Genomic DNA, 26,638 nt, shown 5'->3' on the forward strand with positions numbered 1-26,638 from the left:
AGGGCGCTGACAGGCGCCGGCGCCGCGCGCTCGGTACCCTCGAAGCATGACTGACGGCCCCGGGACCACCGGCGCGGGCTGGTACCCGGACCCCGACCGGGCCGGCCACGATCGCTGGTGGGACGGCCATGCCTGGACGAGCAAGCGCCGCCCCCACGACGCGCCGCACCTGACCCCCACGGTGATCGCGGCGCCGACCCGCTCGCCCCGCCCGAACCCGTACGCGCGCTCGAGCGGCTCGAGCGCCGGAGCCGGCACCTCGACCCGGTCGCCGTGGGGCGCGCGCACGCGTCCGCGCAGCACGACCTGGGGCGGCGCGTCGGGGGCCGGCTTCGGCGGCCAGGCCGCCACCGCCAACCCGAACCAGCTCGCCACCGTCGGCTTCGTGATGTCGCTGGTCGGCATCGTGATGAGCGTCTTCGGTCTGCTGAGCCTGGCGGGGGCCATCGTGTCGCTGCTGGCGCTTCCTCGAGCGCGTCGACTCGCCGCCGCGGGTTCGGCGCGCACCGGCCGCGGCATCGCGATCGCGGGCGTCGTGATCGGCGGTCTCAGCTTCTTCGGGTGGATGCTCATCTGGCTCGTCGTCGGCCTGACGACGCTGCTGCCGACCACCATCGGCGCGAGCTGAGGACCGGCATGAGCACTCCCGCCACCGTGGCACTGCGCGCCGCCGGCATCGAGTTCCGCGAGCACCCGTACACGCACGATCCCGCCTCGCGCGACTTCGGGACCGAGGCCGCCGAGCAGCTCGGACTCGATTCGGATCTGGTGTTCAAGACCCTTCTCGCCGAGGTCGACGGGCGTCTCGCCGTCGCCGTGGTGCCGGTCAGCGGCAAGCTCGACCTGAAGGCGCTCGCCGCCGCGCTCGGCGGGAAGAAGGCGGTGATGGCGGATCCCGCGCTCGCCGAGCGCAAGACCGGCTACCTGGTCGGCGGGATCAGCCCGGTGGGCCAGAAGACCGCCCTGCCGACCGTCCTCGACGAGACGGTGGAGCTGTTCGACACGATCTTCGTCAGCGGCGGGCGCCGCGGCTTCGACATCGAGCTCGCCCCCGCCGACCTGCAGCGGATCACGAACGCCCTGATCGCCGACATCGCGCGCTGAGCGTCTGCGCCGATCGCCTGCGCCCGCCGTCCACGCCGATCGCCCGCGCTGCGAACTCGGACTGAGAACTCGGGTTGAGTGCCTGCGCTGGCCGCCCGTCGCCCGGCGCGCCGCCTAGCTCGCCGGCGAGCTCGCCGCCGAGCTCGCCGGGCGGTGGAACCGCAGCGTGACGAGCTGGAACGGTCGCAGCGCGAGCGCCACCGCACCCTCCGCAGCCGCACCCCCCGCAGCTGGGCTGACCGCCCGCGCGTCGAGGGTCCGCTCGAGGAGGTCGGTCTCGCTGACCTCGGCCCAGTCGAAGCCGGTGCGCAGCTCTCCGCGCGCCTGGCCGCCGTGCGCCTCGTAGAGCCGCACGATCACGTCGCCGGAGCGGTCCTCGGCGAGCTTGACCGCCTCGACGACAATCGCCGGCGAGCTCACCGAGACGAGCGGGGCGACGGGAGCCGCCCCGCGGACGGTGCGCAGCGGCAGGTTGATGCGATAGCCCTCTTCGACGGCATCCGGGATGCCCGCGCCCACCGACACCGCGACCCGGAACTCGTGTCGCCCCTGATCGGCGCCCGGGTCGGGGAACAGCGGCGCCCGCAGCAGCGACACGCGCGCCACCGTGGCCGTCGCTCCGCTGCCCGTCCCGCCGCTGGCCGTCCCGCCGTTGGTCGCGGCCCCGGTCGGCGCCTCGGCGCGGCGGATGTCGTGGCCGTAGCTGGCGTCGTTGCTGATCGCGACGCCGTAGCCCGGCTCCCCCACGTGCACCCAGCGGTGCGCCGCGGTCTCGAACCGCGCCGCATCCCAGGACGTGTTGGCGTGGGTGGGGCGGTGGACGTGGCCGAACTGGATCTCGGACGCCGCCCGGTCGGCGTGCACGTCGAGCGGGAAGGCGAGTTTGAGCAGCTTCTGGGTCTCGTGCCAGTCGACCACGGTGTCGATCTCGAGCGTCGTCGAGTCGCCGAGCAGGCGCAGCTCCTGCACCACGCTCGAGCTCCCGAAGGAGCGCGCGACGCGAACGCCCCGGCCATCCTCGGTGACGTCGATCGCGTCCGCCTCGGTCAGGTCGCGCCCGCCGCGTCGATAGCTCTCGTCGATGTCCCAGGCGTCCCACTGGTTGGGGGTGTCGCGGAACAGCTGCAGCAGGTTCGCGGCCGCGCCCGCGGGGATGACCTCGCGCTCGGCGTCGAGGTCGAGGATCGAACGTCACGAGTCCGCGCGAGTCCACGCGAACGCGCACGCGTCCGTTGTCGAGCACGTGCTCGTCTCCCACGCGTGTCGCGGCGCCGGAATCGGCGACGACCGCCGCGGCGGCACCGTGCGCGGGCACGCCGTCGCGCGCGAACGGCCCGGCGTTGAAGGTCAGCGGCACATCGCCCTGTCCCGCGAGCGCGGCGATCGAGCGCGCGATGATCGCCTCGAGCACGCGCGCGACCTCCGCGTAGTTCCGCTCGGCCTCCTCGTGCACCCAGGCGATGGAGGAGCCGGGGAGGATGTCGTGGAACTGCTGCAGCAGCACCGTGTGCCACGCGGACTCGAGCTCGTCGTAGGGGTAGTCGAGGCCGCCGAGGGAGGCCGCGGTCGCCCACAGCTCCGCCTCGCGCAGCAGGTGCTCGCTGCGCCGGTTGCCCCGCTTCGTCCGCGCCTGCGAGGTGTAGGTGCCGCGGTGGAACTCCAGGTAGAGCTCGCCCGACCAGACCGGCGCCTCCGCGTATTCGGCCTCGGCCGCGGCGAAGAACTCCCGTGGCGTCGCGATGCTCACCCGGGGCGAGCCCTCGAGGTCGCCGGTGCGGGCGATCGCCGCGAGCATCTCGCGGGTCGGGCCGCCGCCGCCGTCGCCCCAGCCGTAGGGAAGCAGCGACATCGTGCCGACGCCCTTCTCCGCGTACTGGCGCGAGGCCTTGGCGAGCTCGGCGCCGGAGATGTCCGAGTTGTAGGTGTCGACCGGCGGGAAGTGCGTGAACACCCGTGTTCCGTCGATGCCCTCCCACCAGAACGTGTGGTGGGGCATCCGGTTGGTCTCGTTCCACGAGATCTTCTGCGTCAGGAACCACCGCGAGCCCGCGGCCGCGACGATCTGCGGCAGGGATGCGGAGTAGCCGAACGAGTCCGGCAGCCAGACCTCGCGCGGCTCGACGCCGAGCTGCTCCATGAAGTACCGCTTGCCGGCCACGAACTGGCGCGCCATCGCCTCGCCGCCCGGCAGGTTGGTATCGGACTCGACCCACATGCCGCCGACCGGGATGAAGCGGCCGGCCGCCACCTGCGCCTTCAGCCGCTCGAACAGCTCCGGGTAGTGCTCCTGCACCCAGGCGTACTGCTGCGCACTGGAGGCGACGAAGCTGAAGCTCGGATCCTCCTCCATCAGCGAGAGCGCGTTCGAGAACGTCCGGGCCGCCTTGCGCACGGTCTCGCGCACCGGCCACAGCCAGGCCGAGTCCAGATGCGAATGCCCGACCGCGGAGAGCCGGTGCGCGCTCGCGTAGGCGGGGCGCGCGAGCACCGCGGCCACGGCCGCACGCCCCGCGGCAGCCGTGCCGGCGACGTCGTGCGGGTCGACCGCGTCGACCATCCGGTCGAGCGCGTGCAGGATCTCGGCGCGCCGGGGAAGTTCGGCGGGAAGCTCGCGCATCAGCCCGGTCAGCGTCCAGACGTCTTGGATCAGCTCCCAGACGGTCACATCGAGCAGTGCGAGCTCGAGGCTCTGCAGCACGTACGCGTGCCCCGGCCCGGCCGTCGACTTGTCGCCCAAGGGGGTCGGCGCGAACGTGAAATCGCCGGCGACGTTCGGGTTCGCCGCGGCCTCGAGATAGACGTCGATCGGAGCGCCGGCCGGACCGGCCGGGAGGTAGCTGTTGAGCGGCTCGATCGCCTTGATGATCGAGCCGTCCGGCCGGTAGGCCATCCCCTCGGCCTGGAATCCGGGCGTGGTGCGGTCGTAGCCGAGGTCGACGACGATCTCGGCTCGCGTGCCGTCGGCGGTCCACGCCGCGGGCACCTCCCCCGTGGCGTGGAACCAGGCGGTGCTCCACGGTCGTCCCCACGACGACCCGACGGCGAACGCGCGGAACTCCTGCTCGCGCGCCTCGGCGAACGGCACCGGCTCGTCGGGCACCTCCCAGGCCGAGATCGTCAGCGGAGCGCGTTCGCGGTAGAGCGCCGGGATCAGCCGCTCCCGGGTGAAGCGCTCGATTCGCGCCTCGACGAGGCCTCGGTTGTCATGCATGGGTGCTCCCGGTGGTGGGCGTCAGGGTCGGGCGGCGGACGTGTCGGTGCATCTCTCAGCCCTTCACCGCGCCGGCGAGGGCGAAGGATCCGCCGATGCCGCGCGCGACCAGAACGTAGAGGAAGATCACGGGCACCGCGTAGATCAGCGAGAACGCGGCGAGTTGGCCGTAGGCGACCGTGCCGTACTGCCCGAAGAAGCTGTAGATGCTGATCGCGGCGGGCTGCTTGCTCGGCGAGAGCAGCAGGACGAAGGGCACGAAGAAGTTGCCCCAGGCCGCGAAGAACACGTAGATCGAGATCACCGCGATGCCGGGACGCATCAGCGGGACCACGATCGTGCGCAGGGCGCGCATCGCCGAGGCGCCATCCATCCAGGCCGCCTCCTCGAGTTCGATCGGAACCGAGTCCATGAAGTTCTTGGCCATGTAGATCGCCACCGGCAGCGACGAGGCGGCGAGGAACGCCACGGTTCCCGCCATCGAGTCCAGAAGATGCAGCGCGACGAACAGCGCGTACACCGGCACCATGATCGCGGTGATCGGAAGGCAGGTGCCGAACAGCACGACATACATGAACGACCGGGTGAAGCGGGCCTGGTAGCGCGACAGCGGGTAGGCCGCCAGCAGCGCCAGCACCACCGTCAGCACGGCCGTGGAGACGGAGATGATGAGGCTGTTCCACATCGGCAGGAAGGTGCGCTCGGGCGTCAGCACGGCCGTGAAGTTGTCGAGCGTGAGCTCGGTCGGCAGCCGCGTCTGATAGGTGCTCGCGCCGTCGAACGCGGCGAAGAGGAGCCAGGCCAGCGGGAGCGCGAAGCAGAGCGCGACGAGCAGCAGCGAGGCGTTCGCGACGAAGGCGACCGTCCGCTTCGACGGCGAGGCGACGGAGCGCGGCCGAGGACCGGACGTCGGGCGGCGGCGCTCGGCGGGAGGGCGCACGGCGGCGGGGGCGCTCATGCGGTGCGCTCCCTCGGGGCTCGCAGCGCCCGGATGTAGACGACCGAGAAGATCGCCCCGACGACGAGCATCACGGTCGCGATGGCCGTGCCGTAGCCGATGTTGCCGAAGCGGAACGCCTCCTTGAACGCGTAGAGGGGCAGGGTCGTGCTGGCGCTGCCCGGACCGCCCGCCGTCATCACCCAGATCAGCGTGAAGACCGAGAGCGTCTGCAGGGTGATCAGCATGAGGGTGGTCGTGATCGTCTGCCGGATCATCGGCAGCGTCACGTGCAGCAGGCGCTTCGCCCCGTTCGCGCCGTCGAGCATCGCCGCCTCGATGATGTCCGGCGGCACGTCGTCGAGGGCGGCCTGGTAGATCATCATCGAGAACGCCGTCCCCCGCCAGATGTTGGCGACGATGACCGCGATCATCGGGAAGCCGAACAGCCAGTTCGGACCTTCCAGCCCCAGCAGGGCGAGGATCTGGTTGAGGGTTCCGTCCTGGCTGAAGAACGCGTAGGCGACGAACGCCGCGACGAGCTCCGGCAGGATCCACGCCGCCACGATCACCGTCGCGACGACCGCGCCGAGCCGGGCGCTCGCGCGCGTCATGATCACCGCCAGCCCGAGGCCCAGGATCGTCTGGGCGAGCACCGCCGACACCAGGGTGAAGAGCACGGTCAGCCCGACGGACTGCGGGAAGACGGGGTCCGAGAGCAGCCGCGCGTAGTTCTCGAGTCCGACCCACTGCGGATCGGCCGCGGCGCGGCCGGTGAGCGCCGCGTCGGTCAGCGAGCCGTAGAGGGACCACACGATCGGGCCCAGCAGGAAGACGCCCATCAGGATCACTGCGGGCACGAGCGGAAGCGTCCGCACCGCTCTGCGCCGGAGTGCCACCGTCACGATTCGGCTCTTTCTGATCGCTCGCGGGCGGTCGCTCGGATGACCGTGGCGACCTATCCCTGGTTGATGACGCGGTCGGCGGCCACGATCGATTCGACCGCGGCGTCGTACGCCGCCGCCGCCTCGGCGGGCGTCGCGGTGCCGGTGATGACGGCCTCGGTCGCCTTCTGGAGCTCGACCGAGATCTGAGCGTACTCGGCGGTCGCGGGGCGGAAGTGCGTCACCGTCACCAGGTCGGTGACGTCCTGGACGAAGGGGTTGGCCGCGGTGTAGCTGGGGTCCGCGGCGACGTCGGCGCGCACCGCGATCTGCGAGTTCTCGTTGACGTAGGCCAGCGAGTTCTCGAAGTTCAGCGCCATGGTGAGGAACTCGAAGGCCAGGTCGGGGTGCTCGGTCTGCGCGCCGATCGCGAGCGTCCAGCCGCCCGACATGCTGACGCCGCCGGGGGCCTGCCCGTGCTGCGTCGGGAACGCGACCGCCGCCATCTCCTCGGCGTACTCGGGCCACTCGAACGAGCCGCCCTCGATCCAGAACGACGGCGTGTAGGAGCCCTCGACCGTGGCCCCGAGTGTGCCGGCGGGGAACATGGTTCCGAACACCTCCTGCCAGATGTTCCCGTCGAGCGCCTCGGCGACGCTCAGCGCGTAGCCCTCGTCGTAGAGCGTCTCGATGAACTCGAGGGAGTCGATGAAGCCGGCGGAGCCGACCACCCAGCGGGAGCTCGCCCGGTCGTAGAGCGCATCGGAGCCGAGCTCGGTGCCGTAGAGCAGCTGGTAGAAGCCCTGCATGTTGGAGCCTTCGCCCGTGGCCGTGCCCGCGTACAGGTTGAACGGCACGACGTCCGGCTGGCTGGCCTTGATCGCGGCGGCGGCATCCAGGATGTCCTGCCAGGACGTCGGCTCCCACGGCACGGCGATTCCGGCGGCCTCGAAGACCGAGGTTCGGTACCAGATGGCCCGCGTGTCGGTTCCGAGTGACACCGCGTAGATGCTGCCGTCGTCGCCCGCGCCGGCCGCCTTGGCGGCGTCATCGAACTGGGCCCAGTCGTCCCACCCCGCGACGTGCGCGTCGAGGTTCAGCAGGAATCCCGCGTCGACGTCGGCCCGCAGCGCCATCGTGTCCTCGTAGAAGACGTCGGGCGCGGTCTCCGCGGAGCGGTGCGAGAGCGCGAGCTTGGTGGTGTAGTCGCTGTCGGTTCCGGCCACCGGGAGCAGCTCGACCGTGACGCCCTCGTGCGCGGCCTCGAACTCGGTCTTGACGTTGGTGAAGAGCGTGTCCAGGGCCGTGAAGGCGTCGGTCTTGATGTAGGTGACCTTGAGGACCGCGGTGCCGTCGTCGGCGGTGGGCGTGCAGCCGGCGACCCCGAGCAGGGAGCCGATCGCGAGCGCCGCGGCGCCGAGTCGTGTGGTGGTTCGCATGGTGCTCCTTCGCTCCACGGTGGACGATGCCGCGCCGATCATGCGAGCATCAGCGCCTTCGGGTTCGGGGCGAGCCCCTGGTTGAGCACCAGGCACGCCGCCCCCACGGCGGCGACATCCTCGCCGATGCCGGTGCCCATCACGGCGACATCATGAACGCTGCGGGCGGCGAGGCGCTCGCCCAGCAGGTCCGGAACGCTGCGCATGTAGTGCTCCGAGAGCCGCTCCCAGAACGGCCCGCCGAAGACGACGTGGTCGACGTCGAGGAGGTTCGCGATCACGGCGATCGCGGTGGTCATCCGCACCGCCGAGCGGTCGAGGATCTGCCGCGCGATCGCGTCACCCGCCGCGGAGGCCTCGCACAGCTGAGTGAACCGCGCATCGACGGTGTTGTTGTCCAGGCCGCCGGTCGCCGGCGGGAAGACCCCGGCCTGCTCCGCCTCCAGCACCAGAGCCTGCGGCATGCAGGCGACCAGGACGCAGCCGCGCAGGCCGCAGAAGCACTCCGGTCCGTCCGGGTCGGTGACGATGTGGCCGATCTCGCCCGCGTTGTCGGAGCTGCCCCGCACCACGTCATCGTGCACGACGAGGCCGGCGCCGATTCCGGTGCCCATGTAGAAGAAGATGAAGCTGCCGGAGCCGCTGGGGCCGCCCGCCCACATCTCGGCGATGGCGGCGGCCGTGACGTCCTTGTCGAGGATGACGGGAAGCCCGGTGCCGCGGGCGAGCGCGTCGCGCAGCGGGACATCGCGCCACCCGGCGAGGTGGGGCGGATTGACGACGACGCCGTTCACGGTGTCGATCGGGCCGGGAGCGGCGATCCCGACCCCCGCGATCCGCTCGCGTTCGACGCCCGAGATCGCGACGAGCTCATCCAGCTCCGCGACGAGGCTCGCGATGATCACGGCCGGGTCGCTCGAGGTCGGCGTGGGTCGGCGCGACCGGGCCACGATGGAGCCGGTCAGGTCGAGCATGACGAAGGTCGTGACGGTCGGGTCGAGGTGGACTCCGAGCGCGAACCGCCCGGTCGGGTTCAGCCGCAGCATGGTGCGCGGCTTTCCCGGGCCGCTGATCGCCTTGCCGGCCTCCTCGATGAGGCCCCGCTCCAGCAGTCGTCGGCAGATGTTCGAGATGGTCTGGGCGGAGAGCCCGGTGGAGGCGGCGAGCTCGACGCGGCTCAGCCCCGTGCGGGCCCGCCGGATCGCGTCGAGGATGACCGACTGGTTGAAGTCCCCCATCGCCGGGAGGTTCGTTCCGCGGCGTGAGGCGGCGGGGTGCGAGTTCTGGTTGCGCGCGCTTGGCACTTCATCCACCCCTCGGGAATCGCGTCGATGTCGCCACAGCGGGACATCCGGAGCTGGTTGTGCGCCAGCCTAGGACAATTTCTCCATTCATTGGGGAAAATCGCGCGATCCGGGCGAATCCCCTGCACAGAGCGAGGGAGCGCTCCCTCGCTCGCCACGATACAAGGCTTCACCCCGCCGACACGCCTAGGCGACCGCCACCACGCCGAGCTCCGCGGGAGTCGCCAGCAGAGCGTGGCGCGGCACCACGCGCACCGTGTAGCCGAAGCTGCCCGCGCGCTCGAGGGCGATCCGCCCCGTCCAGATCGACGGCGCGCCGGGCGCCGCCGACTCGAGCGTCAGCGCCAGCCGCGAGGTATCGCTCAGCTCATCGCCCTCCTGGGCGCGCCCGGAGATGAGCTCGACCTTCACGTCGTCGGTGCTCAGCTCGCCGAGCGCGACCGCCGCCCGCACCTGCAGGGTCTCGCCCACGTGCGGATTCGACTCGACCCCGCCCGACTCGACGTGCACCACCGAGACCCCCGGCCAGGCGGCGCGCACGCGCCGCTTCCACGCGGCGAGCTCGGCGGCCGGACCGAACCCGTCCGCGCTCACCGCGCGCTCGGCACGCGCGGCGGGCAGATAGTACGACTCGACGTACTCGCGCACCATCCGGTCCGCCGACAGCGCCGGCGAGAGCGTCGCGAGGGTGTGGCGGATGTCGCCGACCCACTTCGTCGGCACGTCCTCGGGGCCGCGATCGTAGAACCGCGGCGCGATCTGGTGCTCGAGCAGGTCGTAGAGCGCCGCCGCCTCGAGCGCGTCGCGCTCGGCCGCATCCCCCGTGCTGTCCGCCGAGGGGATCGCCCAGCCGTTGTCGCCGTCGTAGAACTCGTTCCACCAGCCGTCGAGAATCGACAGGTTGAGCACCCCGTTGAGCGCCGCCTTCATCCCGGAGGTGCCGCACGCCTCCAGCGGCCGCAGCGGGTTGTTCAGCCAGACGTCGCACCCCGGGTAGAGCAGCTGCGCCATCCCGATGTCGTAGTTGGGCAGGAACACGATGCGCCCCTGCACCGCCGGATCCTGAGAGAACTCGACCAGCTGCTGGATCAGCCGCTTGCCCTCGTCGTCGGCCGGATGGGATTTGCCCGCGATGACCAGCTGAATCGGGCGCTCCGGGTGAGTCAGCAGCGCCCGCAGCCGCTCCGGATCGTGCAGCATCAGCGTCAGCCGCTTGTAGGTGGGAACCCGGCGCGCGAACCCGACCGTGAGCACCTCGGGACTCAGCAGCGTGTCGTGCCAGCTCGGCCCGTCGGCGCCGGGATGGAGCTCGGCCCACTCGGCCGCGACCCGACGCCGGGCGTCCGCCACGAGCTGCGCGCGCAGCTGATTGCGCAGCTCCCAGAGCTCGGCGTCGCTGACGGCCGGACCCGCCCAGTCGCACGCGGTCGTGTCGGCGGTTCCGAGCCGCGACTCGGCGAGCGCGCGCACCGCCGGGTCCGTCCAGGTGGGCGCGTGCACGCCGTTGGTGACCGAGCCGATCGGCACGTCGGCCGCATCGAAGTCGGGCCAGAGCGCCCCGAACATTCCGCGGCTGACGGCCCCGTGCAGCTGGGAGACGCCGTTCGCCCGCTGCGCGAGCCGCAGCCCCATGACCGCCATGTTGAAGGTGCCGGGCGCCGCACCGTTCTCCTCGGCGCCGAGCGCGAGCACCGCGGCGGGGTCGACGCCGGGAAGCAGCTCGCTCGACAGATAGCGGGCCAGCAGCCCCGCGTCGAAGCGGTCGATTCCGGCGGGCACCGGAGTGTGAGTGGTGAAGACCGTGCCGGCACGGGCCGCTTCGAGCGCGGCGTCGAAGGTCAGACCCTCGCCGATGAGGTCGCTGATGCGCTCCAGCCCTTGGAAGCCCGCGTGCCCTTCGTTCATGTGGAACACCTCGGGCAGGGGCGCGCCGGTGATCTCCGCGTAGCGCTTGATCGCCCGGACTCCCCCGATGCCGAGCAGCAGCTCCTGCAGCAGCCGGTGCTCGCCGCCGCCGCCGTAGAGCCGGTCGGTGACCCCGCGCAGCTCGGGCTCGTTCTCGGCGGTGTCGGTGTCCAGCAGCAGCAGGGTCACCCGCCCCACCGCGAGGCGCCAGATCCTCGCGTTGAGCACGCGCCCCTCCGGCAGCGCGAGCGTGACCGTCGCGGCCGTCCCGTCCGGTCGGCGCATGAGCGTCATCGGCAGCCCGTCGGGGTCGGAGACCGGGTAGGACTCCTGCTGCCAGCCGTCGCGTGAGATCGACTGGCGGAAGTAGCCGGCCCGGTAGAACAGGCCGACGCCGAGAATCGGCACCCCGAGGTCGGAGGCGGACTTGAGATGGTCGCCCGCCAGAATGCCGAGACCTCCGGAGTACTGCGGGAGCGCCGCCGCGATGCCGAACTCGGGCGAGAAGTAGGCGATCGACGCGGGCAGATCGTCGCCGAGGGACTGGTACCAGCGGGGCGCGGTCAGGTAGTCGCGAAGCTCCTGGGCGAGGCCCCGCGCGCGGGAGACGAACGCCTCGTCGGCGGCCAGCTCGTCGAGCCGTTCGCGGCCGACCGCGCCGAGCAGGGCGACCGGATCCTTCCGCGAGCTCTCCCACACGTCCGGCGCGATGTCGCGGAACAGCGCCTGCGTGGGCCGATGCCACGACCAGCGCAGATTGGCGGCGAGCTCGTCGAGCGCGCCGAGCGACTCGGGAACGACGGTGCGAACGGTAAACCGACGGATGGCCTTCACGGCGTCACTCTAGGTGAGCGACATGTCGGCCCGGTTACGCCTCAGTTCCGCCGAGATGGACCGTCCGCCGCCGACGCGGAACCTGCCCCCCGCAGGCGTCGACGGCGGACGGTCGTGGCCGCCCCCCGGGCGATCGAATAGCCGGCGTAGCCGAACAGCCCCAGCGCGAGCACCGTGACGATGACCTCGCGCTGCTCCCCGTTCACGAGCGTGTTGACCCAGCCGAGGTACGGGATGCTGTACCAGACCGTCCCTCGGATCTGCACCTCGCGCACCGGCTCCGGGTCGGCCACCGAGTTCGCGTCGCCCTGCGTGGTGAAGCGGATCTCGCCGCCGGAGTGGGAGATCGCGACCACGCGGTGCGTCACCAGCTCGGGCTCGCCGGAGCGCAGCTGGTAGGTGAGCGCGTCGCCGATCCGGATGTCGTCGACCGGGGTGGGTCGCACGATCACGAGCGTGCCGGCCGGGTAGGTCGGGTTCATCGATCCGGTCAGGATCGTCATCGGCGTCGAGCCGGTGACCGCCGGCACCCCGACGGCGACGACGCCGAGCAGGAGGACGAGCGCGAAGAACCCGGCGCTCAGCCCGAGCACGATGAGCGAGCCGAGGCTGCGCTCGCCGAGCGGGATGCGCTCGGGCGCGGGCCGGGGCGCGACGCTGCGCGGCGAGCCCGTCGTCGCGGGACGTTCCAGAGTTGCGGTCATGACGATGCCTCCTCGGTGCGGCGGCGGCGCCGCCGAATGACGATCCACAGCAGGATCCCGGCGAACGTGCCCCCGGCGATGACGATGAACTGGGCGAACCAGTCGGCCATGGTGTTCAGCGCCACCGTCGACCACGGCAGGCCGCGACCCTCCCGGGGCGCCCGCGGCACGGTGGGGCCATCGGCGACGACGTCGACCCCGGCCTCGATCGCGGTGCCGTTCGGGGTGCCAGCCGCGCCGTCGGCCGTCTCATCCGGCACGACGGGGATGACCAGGTCCGGTTCCGCCCCGCACGCGGAGTCGGCGCGCGCGTCCCCGGTCAGCGTCACCGCGAGGTCGAACGTCGCGCTCGCGCCCTGCCCGACGAGGTTCTCCAGGTCGCCCAGTCGAAGCTCGATCAGCACCGGCACGGTCGCGCCCGCCAGAAGCGGGATCCCCGTGACCAGGGCGACGCAGTCCGCCGCGGAGCTCAGGCGCGGCGCGGATCCGGAGACGGTCCCCGCCGTCGCCTGGACGCGAAGCTCGCGCGCGAAGTCGAGGTCGCTCCACCGGGCGCCGCGCAGCTCGATCGACAGCACTCCGCCCGAATCGGACGCGTTGCGCACGCTGAACTCGGCCTCGGCCTGCGTGTGCGGCACGAGGGTCGGCACCTCGGCGAACAGCGCTCCGTCGACGTCGGCGACGAACTCGCCGCCGTCGATGCTGATCTCCAGCTGCGCCTCGGCCAGGGCCGCGCTCGCCGGCGCGGGAGCCAGCGGCGTGAGCACGACGGCGACGGCGACGGCGAAGGCGAAGGCGAAAGCCGCGATCATGCCGCGCGGGAACGCGCGGCGCGGGCTGCGAGACGGCAGGGTGAGCGGCATCATGTTCACCCGCACGCCACGCGACCGGCGGCGGCGTCGCTGAGCATCGTCCCGGCGCCCGTGGCCGTCCAGGCACCCGAGTCGATCGAGTGCTGCACCTCGACCCGGTGGGTGCCGTCGGGGAGCTCGGGCAGAAGGTCGGCGGCCGCGAAGCGCACGGCCGGTTCGGCCAGGGTCCCGCCGCGGTAGAGCGTCGTGGCGGCCCCGTCGAGGAGCACGCGGTACGCGATGCTGCTCGGCGCTGCGGTCGGATTCGACCACGAGAAGCGCACCTCGCTCGTCGACGGAGCACTGCAGGTGAAGCTCGACGCGGTGTCGACGGCCGGAGGCGTCGGTGTCGCGATCGGCTCCGGGGTCGGCTTCGGCGTCGGCTCGGGTGTCGGCTCCGGCGTCGGCGCTGCGGTCGGTGCTGCGGTCGGCTCCGCGGTCGGCTCGGCGGTCGGCTCTGCGGTCGGGCTCGATTTCGAGGTATCGCTCGGCGCCGACGACCGGGACAGGCTGATGAGCTCGATGTAGCGCTGCGAGCCGGAACTTCTGGGCGGTGACGCTCGAGTCGCAGGTCGCCAGGTGCAGCAGCGATCCCGCGATGGGCGAGGTCGTGGTCACCTGGAGGCACAGGCCTGGCGCGTCATGCACCTCGAGCTGCACGGAGCCGTCGAGGAGGGCGATGAAGTTGAATTCGGCGACCTTGTGGGTCTTGTCGTCGAGCTTGAGCGCCTGGCCCGCCTTCGCGGTGGAGAACGCCCACGCCTGCGTGGTGTCCGATTTCCCCACGACGTTGAAGTACCCCGGGGTCGTCGTGGCGAACTGCCAGAGCTCCTGCGGCTGCGTCGCCGCCCCGAGGTCCGCGCAGGACTGGATGGACGGCTGCGCGGGATTGAGCGCCTCGATGCAGCGCGTGGAGTCGAGCTCCGTCCACAGCCAGTACCAGCCGGTCGGGTCGACCGTCGCCGGCGACAGCAGCACCGTCTGGCTGAATGCGGTGGGCGTGGCGCTCGCGGTCCAGGTTCCCATCTGGATGCTCGCCGCGACGCTTCCCGCGACCGTGCTGCCGGCGTTCGCGACGATGCCGAGGGACGTCATCGAGGTGCGCGTGCACACCGTGACGCTCGCCCCCGCGGCGAGCGTCGTGCTGAAGGTGACGCCGCCCGCCAGAGTGCCGGTGGTCGACGACGTGAACGAGGCGCCGGTCGAACAGGTTGCGGCGATCCCCACCTGGACGGCGACCGCGGAGCGCAGCGCGGTCGGTCCCGACGTCACCGCGACCGTGACGGAGACCGTTCCGGCGCGCGAGCCCGTGTTGGTGAGCGACACCGAGCCGACGGCGGCGGTCGCGGTCGGCGTGTAGGTGTGGTCGAGGCTCGATCCGGAGAGCCAGGTCTGGGCGAGCCCCAGAGAGGCGGTCGAGGCCGTCAATGACGTCTGCTGCTGAACCGTCCAGACCGCCGACGCCCCGGTCGTGCCCGCGGCGAGCAGCCCCACGACGGCGAGCGCGACGATCGCGGCGCGGCCCCGCAGCGCTCGGATTCGGCGGCCGATCACGACTGGACTCCGCGAACGGTGAGCGTGAAGCCGGTGCTGGCTCCCGGCGAGGCGCTCGACGGGATGGTGACCTGCACGCAGAGCGTGGTGCTCGCTCCGGCGGCGAGCGCCCCGAGCGCCGTGGGCGCCGACTGGGCGGTGGCTCCGCCGAGCGCGGCGCCGCACGCCCCGCGCGCCACGCGGACCTCGACGCCGGTGGCCGGCGTCGCACTCGCATCGAGTGTCAGGTCGACGGTTCCGGTGTTGGTGACCGAGATGGATTGGCGGACCGATTCACCGGCGAGCAGATTGCTCCAGCCGGCGGAGCTGAGCGAACCGCTCAGCGACAGCGCCGCGCTGCCGGAGGTGACGACCCCGGAGGCAACGGGTTCGGCGTCGGTCCAGGCCGCGAGCGTTCCCTCGGCGCGGCCGACGCCGCTCAGGGTCGCGACGCCGACGATGAGGGTGGCGGCCCACAGCATGCGCATCGTCGCCCGGCGCGACGATTCCTGTCCGGGAACCGGGCAGGAGTAGGGGCGCGGTGTGTACATCGGGATCACCACCTTGGAGGAGCGGGGTGGTGGGGAGCCGGGGAGCCGACTCCCCACCACAGTTGGTGCCGTGCGATCGGGTCAGACCTGGGTCAGCTCGATCTCGATGTCGGCGAGGTCGAGCGACGAGTCCATGCCGCCGGTCTCCGCCCACGGGAAGGTGACGACGATCTGGACCGTCAGCGTGTAGGTGTCCGGGCTCAGCGTGTAGACGCCCGCGGTCGCGGTGACCGGGTTGGAGCCGGAGTCGAGCAGCGTGAAGGTCTCGGCGACGTCCACGCCGGTGATGCCGACCGTGAGGTCGTCGATGTTGGTGGTGAGCTCGGCCTCGAGGTTGTCGCCGACGGCCTCGATCTCGAAGGTCTCGGTGTAGGTGATGACGTCGCCCGGCACGATGTTCGTGATGGTCTCGTCCCACGCGCCGTCCGCGTTCGAGGCGAGCGCGAGCGTTCCGGAGTTGACCGTGCCGCCGTTCAGCGACTCGGTGTCGCTCCAGAAGGCCAGCGAGCCGGCGCCGCCCAGGAGGAGCGCGAGTCCCGCCGCAGCGGCGATGCCGCCCTTGACGAAGCTGTTCATTTCGGGTTCCTTTCGGGTTCGATCCGACTGAGTCCGGCCGGAGCACGGGTCAGGACTCGTGGCCCGGAAGCCGGGCGACACCGCGCTAGGGTCGCGGCGCCGCCCGGTACTCGAGACGTTTCGGTTTTCGGTTGATGCGCCGTCCAGCGAAACCGAACAACGCTCGAGGTTTCCCCCCACTCAGAACGCTAGACCCGGCACGCACTCGGATCTGTCCCCCGACCAGCCCCCACTGTGGGGGACCCGAGAGCGGGGGGCAACAGATCGTTCCATGAGTCTCTGACCAGGCATTTTCATGAAATCGCGGGCGAGCAATCGGGGTACACGGGATATTTTCGAGGGATAGACAACTATGACCACCCCGCGCGCCACGCCCGCCGCTCGTGAATCCTGCACCGTGATTCCCAAGGCTCCGGCACTACGGTGGGAAACGTGGCAACAGCGGCGTCAACTCCGTCCCCCGGGCACCCCCGCGCGCGCATCGGACGCATCCCGATTCGCGACCTCACGCCCGCGCAGCCGGAAGAGCGCTGGCCCGCCAAGTCGTTCCGCGGCGAGGTCGTCCCCTTCGAGGCGACCGCGTTCCGCGAGGGCCACGGCGAGCTCGGCGTCGAACTCGTGCTCGTCGACCCGGAGGGCCGCCAGCAGACCCATCGGATGCGCAGCCTCGCCCCCGGAACCGACCGCTGGCGCGCCGAGGTGCGCCTCGATGCCGAAGGAACCTGGCTCTGGCGCGTGAAGGCGTGGACCGACGACTGGGCCACCTGGCTGCACAACGCCGAGATCAAGGTCGCGGCGGGCCAGGATCTGGAACTGGTCTTCGCGATGGGCGCGGAGCTGCTCGCCGGCCGCACCGCCAAGGCGTGCGTCGAGGCGCGCGCGGCGCTCCTGGACACCAGCCTCGCCCCGGAGGAGCGCCTCGCCGCCGCGCGCGAGCCGCGCCTGACGCGCCTCATCCGCACGCGCCCGATCGCCTGGCTCTCCAGCGTCTCCGAGCAGAAGCCGCTGCACGTCGAGCGCGATCGTGCCGCCGTCGGATCCTGGTACGAGTTCTTCCCGCGCTCCGAAGGAGCGACGCGGCGGGACGACGGCTCCTGGACGAGCGGCACCTTCCGCACCGCCTCCGCCCGGCTCGCCGGGGTGGCGGCGATGGGCTTCGACGTCGTGTACCTCCCGCCGATCCACCCGATCGGCGTCGCCCACCGCAAGGGGCCGAACAACTCGACCACGGCCGGCCCGAACGACCCGGGCAGCCCGTGGGCGATCGGCGGTCCGCTCGCCGACGGCACGCCCGGCGGCCACGACGCGATCCACCCCGACCTCGGCACCGCGAAGGACTTCGCCGCCTTCGTCGCCGAGGCCGACCGGCTCGGTCTCGAGATCGCACTCGACCTGGCCCTGCAGTGCTCCCCCGATCACCCCTGGGTGACCGAGCACCCCGACTGGTTCACGACCCGGCCCGACGGCTCGATCGCGTACGCCGAGAACCCGCCCAAGAAGTACCAGGACATCTACCCGATCAACTTCGACAACGATCCCGAGGGCATCCGGGAGGAGGTGCTGCGGATCGTCGAGCTCTGGATCTCGCGCGGCGTGAAGATCTTCCGCGTCGACAACCCGCACACCAAGCCGCTGGACTTCTGGGAGTGGCTGCTCGCCGAGGTCGCGCGCGAGCACCCCGAGGTCGTCTTCCTCGCCGAGGCCTTCACCCGGCCGGCGATGCTGCACTCGCTCGCGGGCGCCGGCTTCCACCAGTCGTACACGTACTTCACCTGGCGCAACACCAAGGCGGAGCTCGAGGAGTTCCTCGCCGGCCTGGCGGGTCGCAGCGCCGACTATCTGCGCCCCAACCTCTTCGTCAACACCCCCGACATCCTCACCGAGTACCTGCAGTTCGGCGGGCCCGCCGCCTACCGCGTGCGCGCCGCGATCGCCGCCACCGGCGCGCCGACCTGGGGCATCTACGCGGGCTACGAGCTCTTCGAGGATGTCGCCCGCCCGGGCAGCGAAGAGAACATCGACAACGAGAAGTACGAGTACAAGGCGCGCGACTGGGCGCGCGCGGCTGCCACCGGCCGGACGCTCGCCCCCTACCTGACGCGGCTCAACGAGATCCGCGCGGCGCATCCGGCGCTGCGGCAGCTCCGCAACCTGCGGATCCACTGGAGCGACGACGACGCCGTGCTCGTCTACACGAAGCACCTCGCCGCCGAGTTCACCGGCGACAGGAAGCCGGACGGGCTGATCATCGTCGCGAACGTCGACCCGCACTCGGTGCGCGAGACCACCGTGCACCTGGACCTGCGGCAGCTCGGGCTGGCTCCCGACGCCCAGTTCGAGGTGCGCGACCTGATCTCGGGCGAGCGCTGGGCGTGGGGCGCCGACAACTACGTGCGACTCGACGCGTTCCGCGAGCCGGTGCACATTCTCGCGGTCGACTACTCGAAGGTGCGCTGATGGAGACCCTCCCCCCGCTCGACGCGGCGCTCATTGCCGAACTCGCCACCGGTCAGCACCCGCGGCCGCACGACTGGCTCGGTCAGCATCCGGCGGGCGACGGCCACGTCATCCGCGCCGTGCGCCCGCTCGCCGAGACCGTCACCGCCATCCGCGCGGACGGCTCGCGCATCGCTCTCGCGCACGCCTCGACGGGACTCTGGCAGGGCTTCGCCCCCGGCGCCGGGCAGGCCTACCGGCTCGAGACGACCTACCGCGACGGCCCGACCTGGACCGCGGATGACCCGTATCGCTTCGTGCCGAGCGTCGGGGACATCGACCTCTACCTCTGGGGCGAGGGGCGCCACGAGCAGCTCTGGCACTGGCTGGGGGCCCACGTCAAGGAGCACGAGGGCGTCGCCGGCACGAGCTTCTCGGTCTGGGCGCCGCACGCCCGCGCCGTGCGCATCGTGGGCGACTTCAACCACTGGAGCGGCGAGCAGCACGCCCTGCGTCGACTCGACGACAACGGGGTCTGGGAGCTGTTCGTCCCGGCGCTCGATCCGGGGACGACCTACAAGTTCGAGCTGCTGACCGCGCGCGGCGAATGGGTCAAGCGGGCCGACCCGATGGCGCGCTACACCGAGCGCCCGCCCGCCACCGCCTCCGTCGTCGGCCACAGCCAGTACGCCTGGCGCGACGCCACCTGGCTGGCCCAGCGCGCCGCGCACGACGCGCACAACGCCGCGATGAGCATCTACGAGCTGCACCTCGGCTCCTGGCGCCCCGGACTCGGCTACCGCGAGCTCGCCGATCAGCTGATCGAGTACGTGCACGAACTGGGTTTCACCCACGTCGAGTTCCTCCCGGTCGCCGAGCACCCGTTCGGCGGATCGTGGGGCTACCAGGTCACCGGCTACTACGCCCCGACCAGCCGCTTCGGGCATCCCGACGACTTCCGCTACCTGGTCGACCGACTGCACCAGGCCTCGATCGGCGTCATCGTCGACTGGGTGCCGGCGCACTTCCCGAAGGACGAGTGGGCGCTCGCGAACTTCGACGGCGAGCCGCTCTACGAGCACTCGGACCCGCGCATCGGCGAGCACCCGGACTGGGGCACGCTCGTCTTCAACTTCGGCGACTCGCAGGTGCGCAACTTCCTCGTCGCGAACGCGCTGTACTGGCTCGAGGAGTTCCACATCGACGGGCTTCGTGTCGACGCGGTCGCCTCGATGCTCTACCTGGACTACTCGCGCGAGCCCGGCCAGTGGGTGCCGAACATCCACGGCGGGCGCGAGAACCTCGAAGCGATCTCGTTCCTGCAGGAGGTCAACGCGACCGCCTACCGGCGCAACCCCGGCGTGGTCATGATCGCCGAGGAGTCGACCTCGTGGCCCGGCGTCACGAAGCCGACCGAGAGCGGCGGGCTCGGCTTCGGCCTGAAGTGGAACATGGGGTGGATGCACGACTCGCTGCAGTACATGCACGAGGACCCGATGTGGCGCTCGCACCACCACAACGACATCACCTTCAGCTTCCTCTACGCGTTCAGCGAGAGCTTCCTGCTGCCGATCAGCCACGACGAGGTCGTGCACGGCAAGGGCTCGCTGCTGTCGAAGATGCCCGGCGATCAGTGGCAGAAGCTCGCCAACGTGCGCGCCTACCTCGCCTTCATGTGGGCGCACCCCGGCAAGCAGCTGCTGTTCATGGGCAGCGAGTTCGGGCAGCCCTCGGAGTGGAGCGAGCAGCGCGGGCTCGACTGGTGGATTCTCGACCAGCCCGCCCACCAGGGCCTGGCGCGCCTCGTGGGCCAGCTCAATCGCGTCTACCGCGAGAACGCGGCCCTGTGGTCGGTCGACAACGAGGCCGCGGGCTTCGAGTGGATCGCGAACGATCCGGAGCACAACATCGTCGCCTTCCTCCGTCGCGGACGCGAGGGCGAGACGATGGCGTGCCTGGTGAACTTCGGCGGCAACCCGGTCGGCCCCTACCGGGTCGGGCTGCCGACGGCGGGCCGCTGGGACGAGGTGCTCAACACCGACGCGCTCGAGTTCGGCGGCTCCGGCGTGGGCAACTTCGGCGGCGTCGACGCGGGCGACACCCCGCGGCACGGCCGACCGGCCTCCGTCGAGCTGACGCTGCCGCCGCTCGCGGCGGTGTGGCTGCGGCTCGCGCCCGCCTCCGCGTAGCGCGGCGGGCCCCGGCGAGGACCCCGCCGAGTAGAGCCCGCCGAGTGGAGCCCGCCTAGTAGAGCAGTCCGGTGAGGTGACGCCGCGCCACAGCGACGCGCTCGTCGTCGGAGCCGGCGATCTCGAAGTACTCGAGCAAGCGCGTTCGCACCGCGGCCTTGCCGTCGGCGTCCAGTGCGGGGAAAAGCTCGAGCAGTCGCGCGAACGCGTCCTCCAGGTGGCCCCCGCTCACGTCGAGGTCGGCGACGGCGAGCTGCGCGGCCACGCTCTGCGGGGCGTGGGCCGCGGCGGAGCGGATCGTCTCCGCGTCGGCGCCCTTCAGCCGAAGCAGCAGCGAGGCCTGCGCGCGACCCGCGATCGCGTCGGCATCGCGCGGGTTCTGCGTGAGCGCCTTCTCGTACGCGGCGACGGCGGCCGCGAAGTCGCCCTCCGAGATCGCGTCGAACGCCTCCTGGTGCAGGGGCGGCAGCGGCGACTCCTCGGGCGCGGCAGGCTCGCCGCCGTCGGCGTCGCCCTGCTCGCCCGCGCCGTTCACCGGCACCTGGCCGGTGACGCCGTTCTGCGCCGCGAGCTGCAGCAGCTCGTCGAGCACCTGGCGCACCTCGGTCTCGGGCGGCATGCCGAGGAACAGGTTGACGGGGCGTCCGCCGACGACCGCGGCGACCGCGGGCACCTCGCGGATCTGGAAGGCCTGCGCGAGCTGCGGGTTCGCCTGGCCGTCGACCACGGCGAGCACCAGGCGTCCGCCGTAGGACTCGATGATCGCGCCGAGCGCCGGCTCGAGCCCGGGAGCGATGAACTCGACGACGACCGGGACCGTCGACGACAGCTCCAGCACACGCGTGAAGTTGGCGTCGTTGGCGGGAACGACCAGCGGCGAGCCGGGCGTCGCCGCCCCGTTCGCGGGAGTCGTCGGCGAGGCCGCGTCGGTCGGGGCGCCGGCCGGCTTCGCTGACGCGCGCTGCACGAGCGAGGACAGGTCGACGGCGCCGCGGAGGCTGGGTCCGGGAGGTACGGAAGTCACGTCTCTACTTTGCCACGCGGCGCAGGCCGTCGCCGCGCCTAGTCGACCTCGGTCGCGCTGATCAGGCCCTGCGAGTATCCGAGGAGCTGGATGAGCGCACCCTCCTCGGCGACCGGCGGCACGTAGAACAGCAGCTGGACGCCGTAGCGCGCCTCGACGCCCTTCGTCGTCTGCGAGAGCCCGAGCAGCGCCTTCACCCGATCGCGCGGGTTGATCGCGGCGCCCGCCTCCACGGGGGTCACCTTCTCGACCTCGACGAGCTCGACCGCGACCAGCAGTCCGGCGTCGTTGGTGCCGAAGGCGATCGGATCCTCGTCGCCGGCGACGTTGCTGAACGTCACCTTCGCCGTGGCCGGAAGCGAGGTCTTGACGCTCTCCTTGTACTCGGCGCCGATCTGCTCGCGCAGGGTGTCGGTCTCCGCGTCGAAGAACACGGCGTATTCGCTCTCGTCGCCGTTCAGCAGGATGTCGCCGTAGGCCGCCGCGAGCTCGCTCGGCTGCAGCACGCCGAGGGCGACGTCGGTTCCGACCCGGGGGGCGCCGATCGCCGTCGCCGCCATGTCGGGCAGCGTCGTGCTCGGGCCGAGGGAGATCACGTAGTGCGCCTTGTAGTTGTCGCGCGGGGTCTCCTGGATGAGCATCACGGCCACCGGGGCGACAGTGGCGTTCTCGTCCTTGATGACGGCGAAGACGGTGCGCGGCCAGGTGTCGATCTGCTGCGGGAGGATCACCTCGACCGGGCCCTGCGGCAGCACCGGCACGGCGGTCTGGGACGAGTCGCTGCTCAGGATCTCGTAGTTCGCCGCGCGCAGCTCGAGCGCGGGGCCGGCGAGACGCGTCTCGGCGAGGTCCTCATCGCCTTCCGCGTCGGCCTCGGCGACCGTCGTCTCGATGCGCTCCATGATGCGCTCGAGCTGAGGACGGGTGACCGCGGGAGCGGGGAGGTCCTCGGTTCCCGCGGCGCCGGGCGTCGGGCTGGCGGTCGGGGTCTCGACGGGGAACAGCTCGGGAGTGCCCGAGAACGTGCAGCCGCCGAGCGCGAGCGCCGCGACGACCGCGACACCGGAGGCGGCGAAGAGCCGGCGGCGACCACGCGGCGGTGCCGCCTCGATGGCCTTGCGCTGCTTCGCCGGCCGCAGCTGCGGCGGCTTCGGCGGCTTGGGAAGCTTCGGCTGCTTGCGCCGCGGGCCGCGGGCGCGGCGCGCGTGCAGCAGCGCCCAGACGAACGCGGCCAGGCCCGCCAGGAGGGCCAGCCCGCCGCCGACGATCAGCGGTCCGGACCACGGCGCGCTGTTGTCCAGCGGCCAGGTGATCGAGATCGAGCTCGGAGCCGGCGTCTCGCCGTCGCCGACGATCAGGATCGAGGCATCCGCGGGCACGTTGATCTTGCGGGTGAGCTCCTCGACGCCGCTGAACTCCTGCACCCAGAGATCCGAGCCGGACGGCGCCGGAACGGCGGTCTCGAGGCCCGCCTGGACGCTCGATCCGAGGGTCTGCGTCTCGGTGTCCCACTCCAGCAGGTTGTAGGAGGCATCGCCGACCCACGCGAGGACGTCGGCGGTGCGACCGTAGGCGAGGAAGACGGTCTCGCTGCCGGAGGCATCGATCGTCTGCGTGCCGGGAAGCGCGTTGAGGATGGAGCCGTCGATGACGGTGACGGGCGCGGTGCCGCTGGTGGTGGTCTCGACCGTCACGTGGTCGGGACCGGCCAGGACGGTGCGCTGCGCGATGCCCAGGCCGATGCCGACAAAGGCAACGACGAACAGGACGATCGCCACGACGAAACGCACGGATGACTCCTCTCAGGCCGCGGGGACCTCACGCCGCCGGGTGAGACTTCGTGATCCAGACACGAAATCCGTGGCGCAAGACTGCGGACAAGACATTTCAGAGTAGCCGACGGGTCTCACCACAACCCGGGGAAAGCTGGACGAAGTCCGAAAGAACGCCGTACAGCGCAGCCCCGGCGCGCGGTGCGCGGGTGAGCGTCACGCCCTAGACTCGGGAACGATCTTCCCCTCCTGGGGCCCTTTTCCCTGAGACCCCGTTCGCGCCCGAGTGCGCGAACCGGGACCACACCAATCGAGGAGCAAGCGCAGTGGCGGTAGACGACGCGGGATTCGGCACCGAACTCCGGGGCTACAAGAAGGACGAAGTCGACCAGGCTCTCGGCGAGCTTCGGCGCGACCTGATCAAGGCGAACCAGGCCAAGACGGACCTGAGCAAGGACGTCAAGCGACTGCAGGCGGTCACCGACGACCTGCAGGCGGAGCTCGACGAGGTCGGCCGGCCGACCTACGCCGGTCTCGGGACGCGCCTGGAGAGCACCCTTCGCGTCGCCGAGGAGCAGGCCACCCGGCTGATCGCCCAGGCCGATATCGATGTCGAGCGTCTGCGCGCCACCGCCGCCGAGGAGGTGCAGGCGCTGCGCGCCGAGGCCGCCGAGCAGGCGCAGCGTCTGGTGGAGACGGCACGCACCGACGCCGCCCACATCGTCGACAACGCCCGTGCCGAGGCGACGAGCACCGCCGAGCGCGCTGCCGCCGAGGCCGAGACCACGATCCAGGATGCGCTGCGCGAAGCGGCCGCCACCCGCGGCGCCGTCGCGACCGAGACCGCCGAGGCGCGCGCCGCCGCCAAGCGCGACGCCGCGGCACTGCGTGCCGAGGGCGAGCGGGAGATCGCCGAGCTCAAGGTCGTCGCCCAGCGCGAGGTCGCCGAGGCTCGCGAGGCCGCGGCCGCGCTGGCCCGCGACACCGAGCGCAGCCGCGCCGAGTTCGAGGCCGAGAGCCTCCGCCGACGCGAGGACCTCGAGCGAGAGCTCGAAGAGGCGCGCACCAACCTCGAGCGCGACATGGCGCAGGCCCGCGCCTCCCTCGAGGCCGACACCGAGGCCGCCAACGCCGCGCTCGCGGCCGAGACCGAGCAGAGCCGCGCCGAGCTCGCGGCGGCCACCGAGAAGGCCACGGCCGAGCTCGAGGCGAGCACCGCGGCCACCCGCGCACGCCTCGCGGCCGAGCTGTCGACCGCCCGCAGCGAGCTCGAGCACGAGGTGACGTCGCGCCGGGCCGAGCTCGAGAACGAGATCACGACGCGTCGCGCCGAGCTGGAGAGCGAGCTCGAGACCGCGCGCACCTCGCTCGCGACCGAGCTCGACGCCGCGCGCTCGGCCCAGGAGTCGGAGCTCACCGGGGCGCGCTCCGCGTGGGAAGCCGAGGTCCGCGGAGCACGCGAGTCCCTCGCCGCCGAGCTGTCGGGGCTGCGCTCCGCGACCGAGAACGAGCTCGCGCAGCAGCGCGCCGCGGTCGCCGCCGACCTGGAGAAGCAGCGCACCGACCTGGCCCGCGACGTCGCCGCCCAGCGCGCCGAGCTCGCGCAAGAGGTCGAGTCCACCCGCGCCCGCATCGCCCACGACACGCAGGAGCTCGCCGCAAGCCTGGTGACCACGGCCGAGCAGGCGCGCGCCGACCTCGAGGTGGAGATCACGGCCCGCCGTGACGCCGCCGAGAAGGAGTACCAGCTCAAGCACCAGGAGGCCGCCGCCGCCACGCAGCGCTACCTCGACGAGGCGCAGGCGCAGCTCACCGAGGCCACCGAGCGCGCCGCCGCGAAGCGCGCCGAGGCGGATGCCCTCGAGGCGAACGCGAAGGCCTCCGCATCGGAGGCCGCCGAGCGGGCCCGCACCCAGGCCGCCGAGGTGCTCGACAACGCCGAGAAGCGCGCCGCCGCTCTCGTCTCCGATGCCGAGGCCCGCGCTGCGGAGCTCGTCGGGGACGCCGAGAAGCGACTCGAGCAGCTGCGGCTGGAGCGCGAGTCGATCGCGAGCTACGTCGAGGGCCTGCGCGGAGTGCTCGCCACCACGGCTCCGGTCGCGCAGGAGAACAGCGACTTCCCGACCGAACGCGATGACGACCCGATCGACGGCGGCGAGAACGCCGCGATCTCGGAACACGAGCACAGCGCCTAAGTCGGCGCGTCGCCCGAGTTCGGTACTCTTCGCTCAACGGCTGCAACCGCCGGGGGCGCCCGCCACGCGCTGGCGCCCCGGCGATGCGCCTCCGGTCACGTCGAAAGGTCCTTCTCGGTGAAGATCAACAACGCGTTCAGTCTCGGCCTCTTCGGCGGTCTCGGCGTCCTGGTCGCGCTGCTCATCGGCGCCTCCGTCGCGAACCTGGCGACGATCCTGACCTACATCGGCGCGGCGATCTTCCTCGCCCTCGGAATCGACCCCGCCGTCTCCTGGCTGCAGCGCCACAAGGTCTCGCGGCCGCTCGCGATCCTGATCGTGCTCGTCGGCGTGCTCGCCGTCGTCGCGGGCCTCGTGCTCGCGATCATCCCGGTGATCGTCGACCAGGTGAACAAGCTGATCGAGTCGATTCCGGACATCGTCACCACCGTGCAGGACACCCAGGTGATCCAGGACTGGTGGGCGCAGACCCTCCCCTGGCTCGCCTTCGACGACGTCGTCGGCAACCTCGAGGACTTCTTCACCGAGAACATCGGCGCGATCACCGGCGGCGTGCTCAACACCGCGATCGGCATCGCGACCGGCACCTTCGGCATCCTGATCGTGCTGATCCTCACGCTCTACTTCGTCGCCTCGCTGGCGAGCATCAAGCGCGGCCTGTACCAGCTCGTCCCGGCCTCCAAGCGCGAGCGCTTCATCGACCTCGCCGAGCAGATCTCCAAGTCGGTGGGTCGCTTCGTCATCGGGCAGGCGCTCCTCGGCCTCTCCAACGGCGTGCTCACCTTCATCTTCCTGAGCGTGCTCGGCCTGATTCTCGGCGAGCCGATCCAGTACTCCGCGCTGCTCGCGTTCATCGCGTTCCTGTTCTCGCTCGTCCCGCTGGTCGGAACGATCTCCGGATCCGTGATCATCACGCTCGCCGTCTGGCTGTTCAACGGCGTCCCCGCCGTGATCGTGGTCGGGATCTGGTACCTGGTCTACATGCAGGTCGAGGCCTACGTGCTGAGCCCGAACATCATGAACCGCGCGGTGAAGATCCCCGGCGCCGTGGTCGTGGTGGCGGCCCTGGCGGGCGGCACGCTGCTCGGCATCCTCGGGGCGCTCATCGCGATCCCGGTCGCCGCCTCGATCCTGCTCATCGTCAAGCAGGTCATCGTGCCGCGGCAGAACGAGCTGTAGCGCGCCGACT

General features: G+C 71.5%; 20 protein-coding genes and 1 pseudogene. 8 read left to right on the plus strand and 13 right to left on the minus strand.

The features are described from left to right. Positions 1-46: 46 nt before the first annotated feature. Entirely contained in the window at positions 47-628 is a 582-nt protein-coding gene (locus AC0L6Y_RS07855; RefSeq protein ID WP_473550486.1) for a DUF2510 domain-containing protein, read from the plus strand. Positions 629-636: 8 nt separating this feature from the next. Further along, positions 637-1,104 (plus strand): Cys-tRNA(Pro) deacylase, encoded by a 468-nt coding sequence (gene ybaK / locus AC0L6Y_RS07860; protein ID WP_473550488.1) that lies wholly within the window; start codon positions 637-639, stop codon positions 1,102-1,104. Positions 1,105-1,218: 114 nt separating this feature from the next. Here ybaK and AC0L6Y_RS07865 read toward each other — a convergent pair. The 9 genes and pseudogenes from AC0L6Y_RS07865 to AC0L6Y_RS07905 form a co-directional block, all read right to left on the minus strand. After that, positions 1,219-4,315: pseudogene (locus tag AC0L6Y_RS07865) on the minus strand (alpha-mannosidase). 55 nt (positions 4,316-4,370) lie between these two features. Continuing rightward, complete coding sequence (locus AC0L6Y_RS07870) at positions 4,371-5,273, minus strand: carbohydrate ABC transporter permease (RefSeq protein ID WP_473550491.1); 903 nt, start codon at positions 5,271-5,273, stop codon at positions 4,371-4,373. Then, complete coding sequence (locus AC0L6Y_RS07875) at positions 5,270-6,094, minus strand: carbohydrate ABC transporter permease (protein WP_473558379.1); 825 nt, start codon at positions 6,092-6,094, stop codon at positions 5,270-5,272. Before AC0L6Y_RS07875 ends, AC0L6Y_RS07870 begins: the two co-directional genes overlap by 4 nt. 116 nt (positions 6,095-6,210) lie before the next feature. Further along, positions 6,211-7,575 (minus strand): extracellular solute-binding protein, encoded by a 1,365-nt coding sequence (locus tag AC0L6Y_RS07880; RefSeq protein ID WP_473550494.1) that lies wholly within the window; start codon positions 7,573-7,575, stop codon positions 6,211-6,213. 38 nt (positions 7,576-7,613) lie between these two features. Continuing rightward, positions 7,614-8,879, minus strand: coding sequence for an ROK family transcriptional regulator (locus AC0L6Y_RS07885; protein ID WP_473550496.1), 1,266 nt, complete (start codon positions 8,877-8,879; stop codon positions 7,614-7,616). Positions 8,880-9,065: 186 nt separating this feature from the next. Next, entirely contained in the window at positions 9,066-11,618 is a 2,553-nt protein-coding gene (gene glgP / locus AC0L6Y_RS07890; protein ID WP_473550498.1) for an alpha-glucan family phosphorylase, read from the minus strand. A gap of 41 nt (positions 11,619-11,659) precedes the next feature. After that, positions 11,660-12,322, minus strand: coding sequence for a signal peptidase I (locus tag AC0L6Y_RS07895; RefSeq protein WP_473550501.1), 663 nt, complete (start codon positions 12,320-12,322; stop codon positions 11,660-11,662). Then, on the minus strand, positions 12,319-13,188 hold the full coding sequence (locus AC0L6Y_RS07900) for a hypothetical protein (RefSeq protein WP_473550503.1): 870 nt from the start codon (positions 13,186-13,188) through the stop codon (positions 12,319-12,321). Before AC0L6Y_RS07900 ends, AC0L6Y_RS07895 begins: the two co-directional genes overlap by 4 nt. A 2-nt stretch (positions 13,189-13,190) precedes the next feature. Further along, positions 13,191-13,403, minus strand: coding sequence for a hypothetical protein (locus AC0L6Y_RS07905; protein WP_473550506.1), 213 nt, complete (start codon positions 13,401-13,403; stop codon positions 13,191-13,193). Between the two features lie 10 nt (positions 13,404-13,413). Here AC0L6Y_RS07905 and AC0L6Y_RS07910 point away from each other — a divergent pair, with 10 nt between their 5' ends. Both AC0L6Y_RS07910 and AC0L6Y_RS07915 read left to right on the plus strand, forming a co-directional pair. After that, positions 13,414-13,701 carry a hypothetical protein gene (locus tag AC0L6Y_RS07910; RefSeq protein WP_473550508.1) on the plus strand — a complete coding sequence of 96 codons (288 nt, stop codon included), beginning with the start codon at positions 13,414-13,416 and terminating at the stop codon, positions 13,699-13,701. A gap of 151 nt (positions 13,702-13,852) precedes the next feature. Then, a complete protein-coding gene (locus AC0L6Y_RS07915; protein WP_473550510.1) occupies positions 13,853-14,533 on the plus strand; it encodes a hypothetical protein in 681 nt (226 codons plus the stop codon). Between the two features lie 190 nt (positions 14,534-14,723). Here the strand turns inward: AC0L6Y_RS07915 and AC0L6Y_RS07920 are convergent, their stop codons facing one another. Together AC0L6Y_RS07920 and AC0L6Y_RS07925 are read right to left on the minus strand one after the other, a co-directional pair. Then, positions 14,724-15,257, minus strand: a complete 534-nt coding sequence (locus AC0L6Y_RS07920; protein ID WP_473550514.1) for a hypothetical protein — start codon at positions 15,255-15,257, stop codon at positions 14,724-14,726. 81 nt (positions 15,258-15,338) lie between these two features. Further along, complete coding sequence (locus AC0L6Y_RS07925) at positions 15,339-15,833, minus strand: alternate-type signal peptide domain-containing protein (RefSeq protein WP_473550517.1); 495 nt, start codon at positions 15,831-15,833, stop codon at positions 15,339-15,341. A gap of 432 nt (positions 15,834-16,265) precedes the next feature. Between AC0L6Y_RS07925 and AC0L6Y_RS07930 the strand changes: the two genes are divergently transcribed. After that, positions 16,266-18,290, plus strand: a complete 2,025-nt coding sequence (locus AC0L6Y_RS07930) for an alpha-1,4-glucan--maltose-1-phosphate maltosyltransferase (RefSeq protein ID WP_473550519.1) — start codon at positions 16,266-16,268, stop codon at positions 18,288-18,290. After that, entirely contained in the window at positions 18,290-20,458 is a 2,169-nt protein-coding gene (glgB, locus tag AC0L6Y_RS07935) for a 1,4-alpha-glucan branching protein GlgB (RefSeq protein ID WP_473550522.1), read from the plus strand. The genes AC0L6Y_RS07930 and glgB overlap by 1 nt, the downstream gene beginning before the upstream one ends. Before the next feature lie 55 nt (positions 20,459-20,513). On the opposite strand, the gene AC0L6Y_RS07940 is transcribed toward glgB, so the two are convergent. Both AC0L6Y_RS07940 and AC0L6Y_RS07945 read right to left on the minus strand, forming a co-directional pair. Continuing rightward, the gene (locus AC0L6Y_RS07940; protein ID WP_473550525.1) at positions 20,514-21,482 is read right to left on the minus strand and encodes a co-chaperone YbbN; all 969 of its coding nucleotides are present in this window, start codon (positions 21,480-21,482) and stop codon (positions 20,514-20,516) included. Between the two features lie 38 nt (positions 21,483-21,520). Then, positions 21,521-23,272, minus strand: a complete 1,752-nt coding sequence (locus tag AC0L6Y_RS07945; protein WP_473550528.1) for a DUF8094 domain-containing protein — start codon at positions 23,270-23,272, stop codon at positions 21,521-21,523. A gap of 308 nt (positions 23,273-23,580) precedes the next feature. On the opposite strand from AC0L6Y_RS07945, the gene AC0L6Y_RS07950 reads away from it, so the two are divergent. Both AC0L6Y_RS07950 and AC0L6Y_RS07955 read left to right on the plus strand, forming a co-directional pair. Further along, positions 23,581-25,449 (plus strand): DivIVA domain-containing protein, encoded by a 1,869-nt coding sequence (locus AC0L6Y_RS07950; protein WP_473550530.1) that lies wholly within the window; start codon positions 23,581-23,583, stop codon positions 25,447-25,449. Positions 25,450-25,566: 117 nt separating this feature from the next. Further along, on the plus strand, positions 25,567-26,628 hold the full coding sequence (locus AC0L6Y_RS07955) for an AI-2E family transporter (RefSeq protein ID WP_473550533.1): 1,062 nt from the start codon (positions 25,567-25,569) through the stop codon (positions 26,626-26,628). Positions 26,629-26,638 lie beyond the last annotated feature (10 nt).

The sequence above is a fragment of the Pseudolysinimonas sp. 10J20-29 genome, assembly GCF_055809595.1.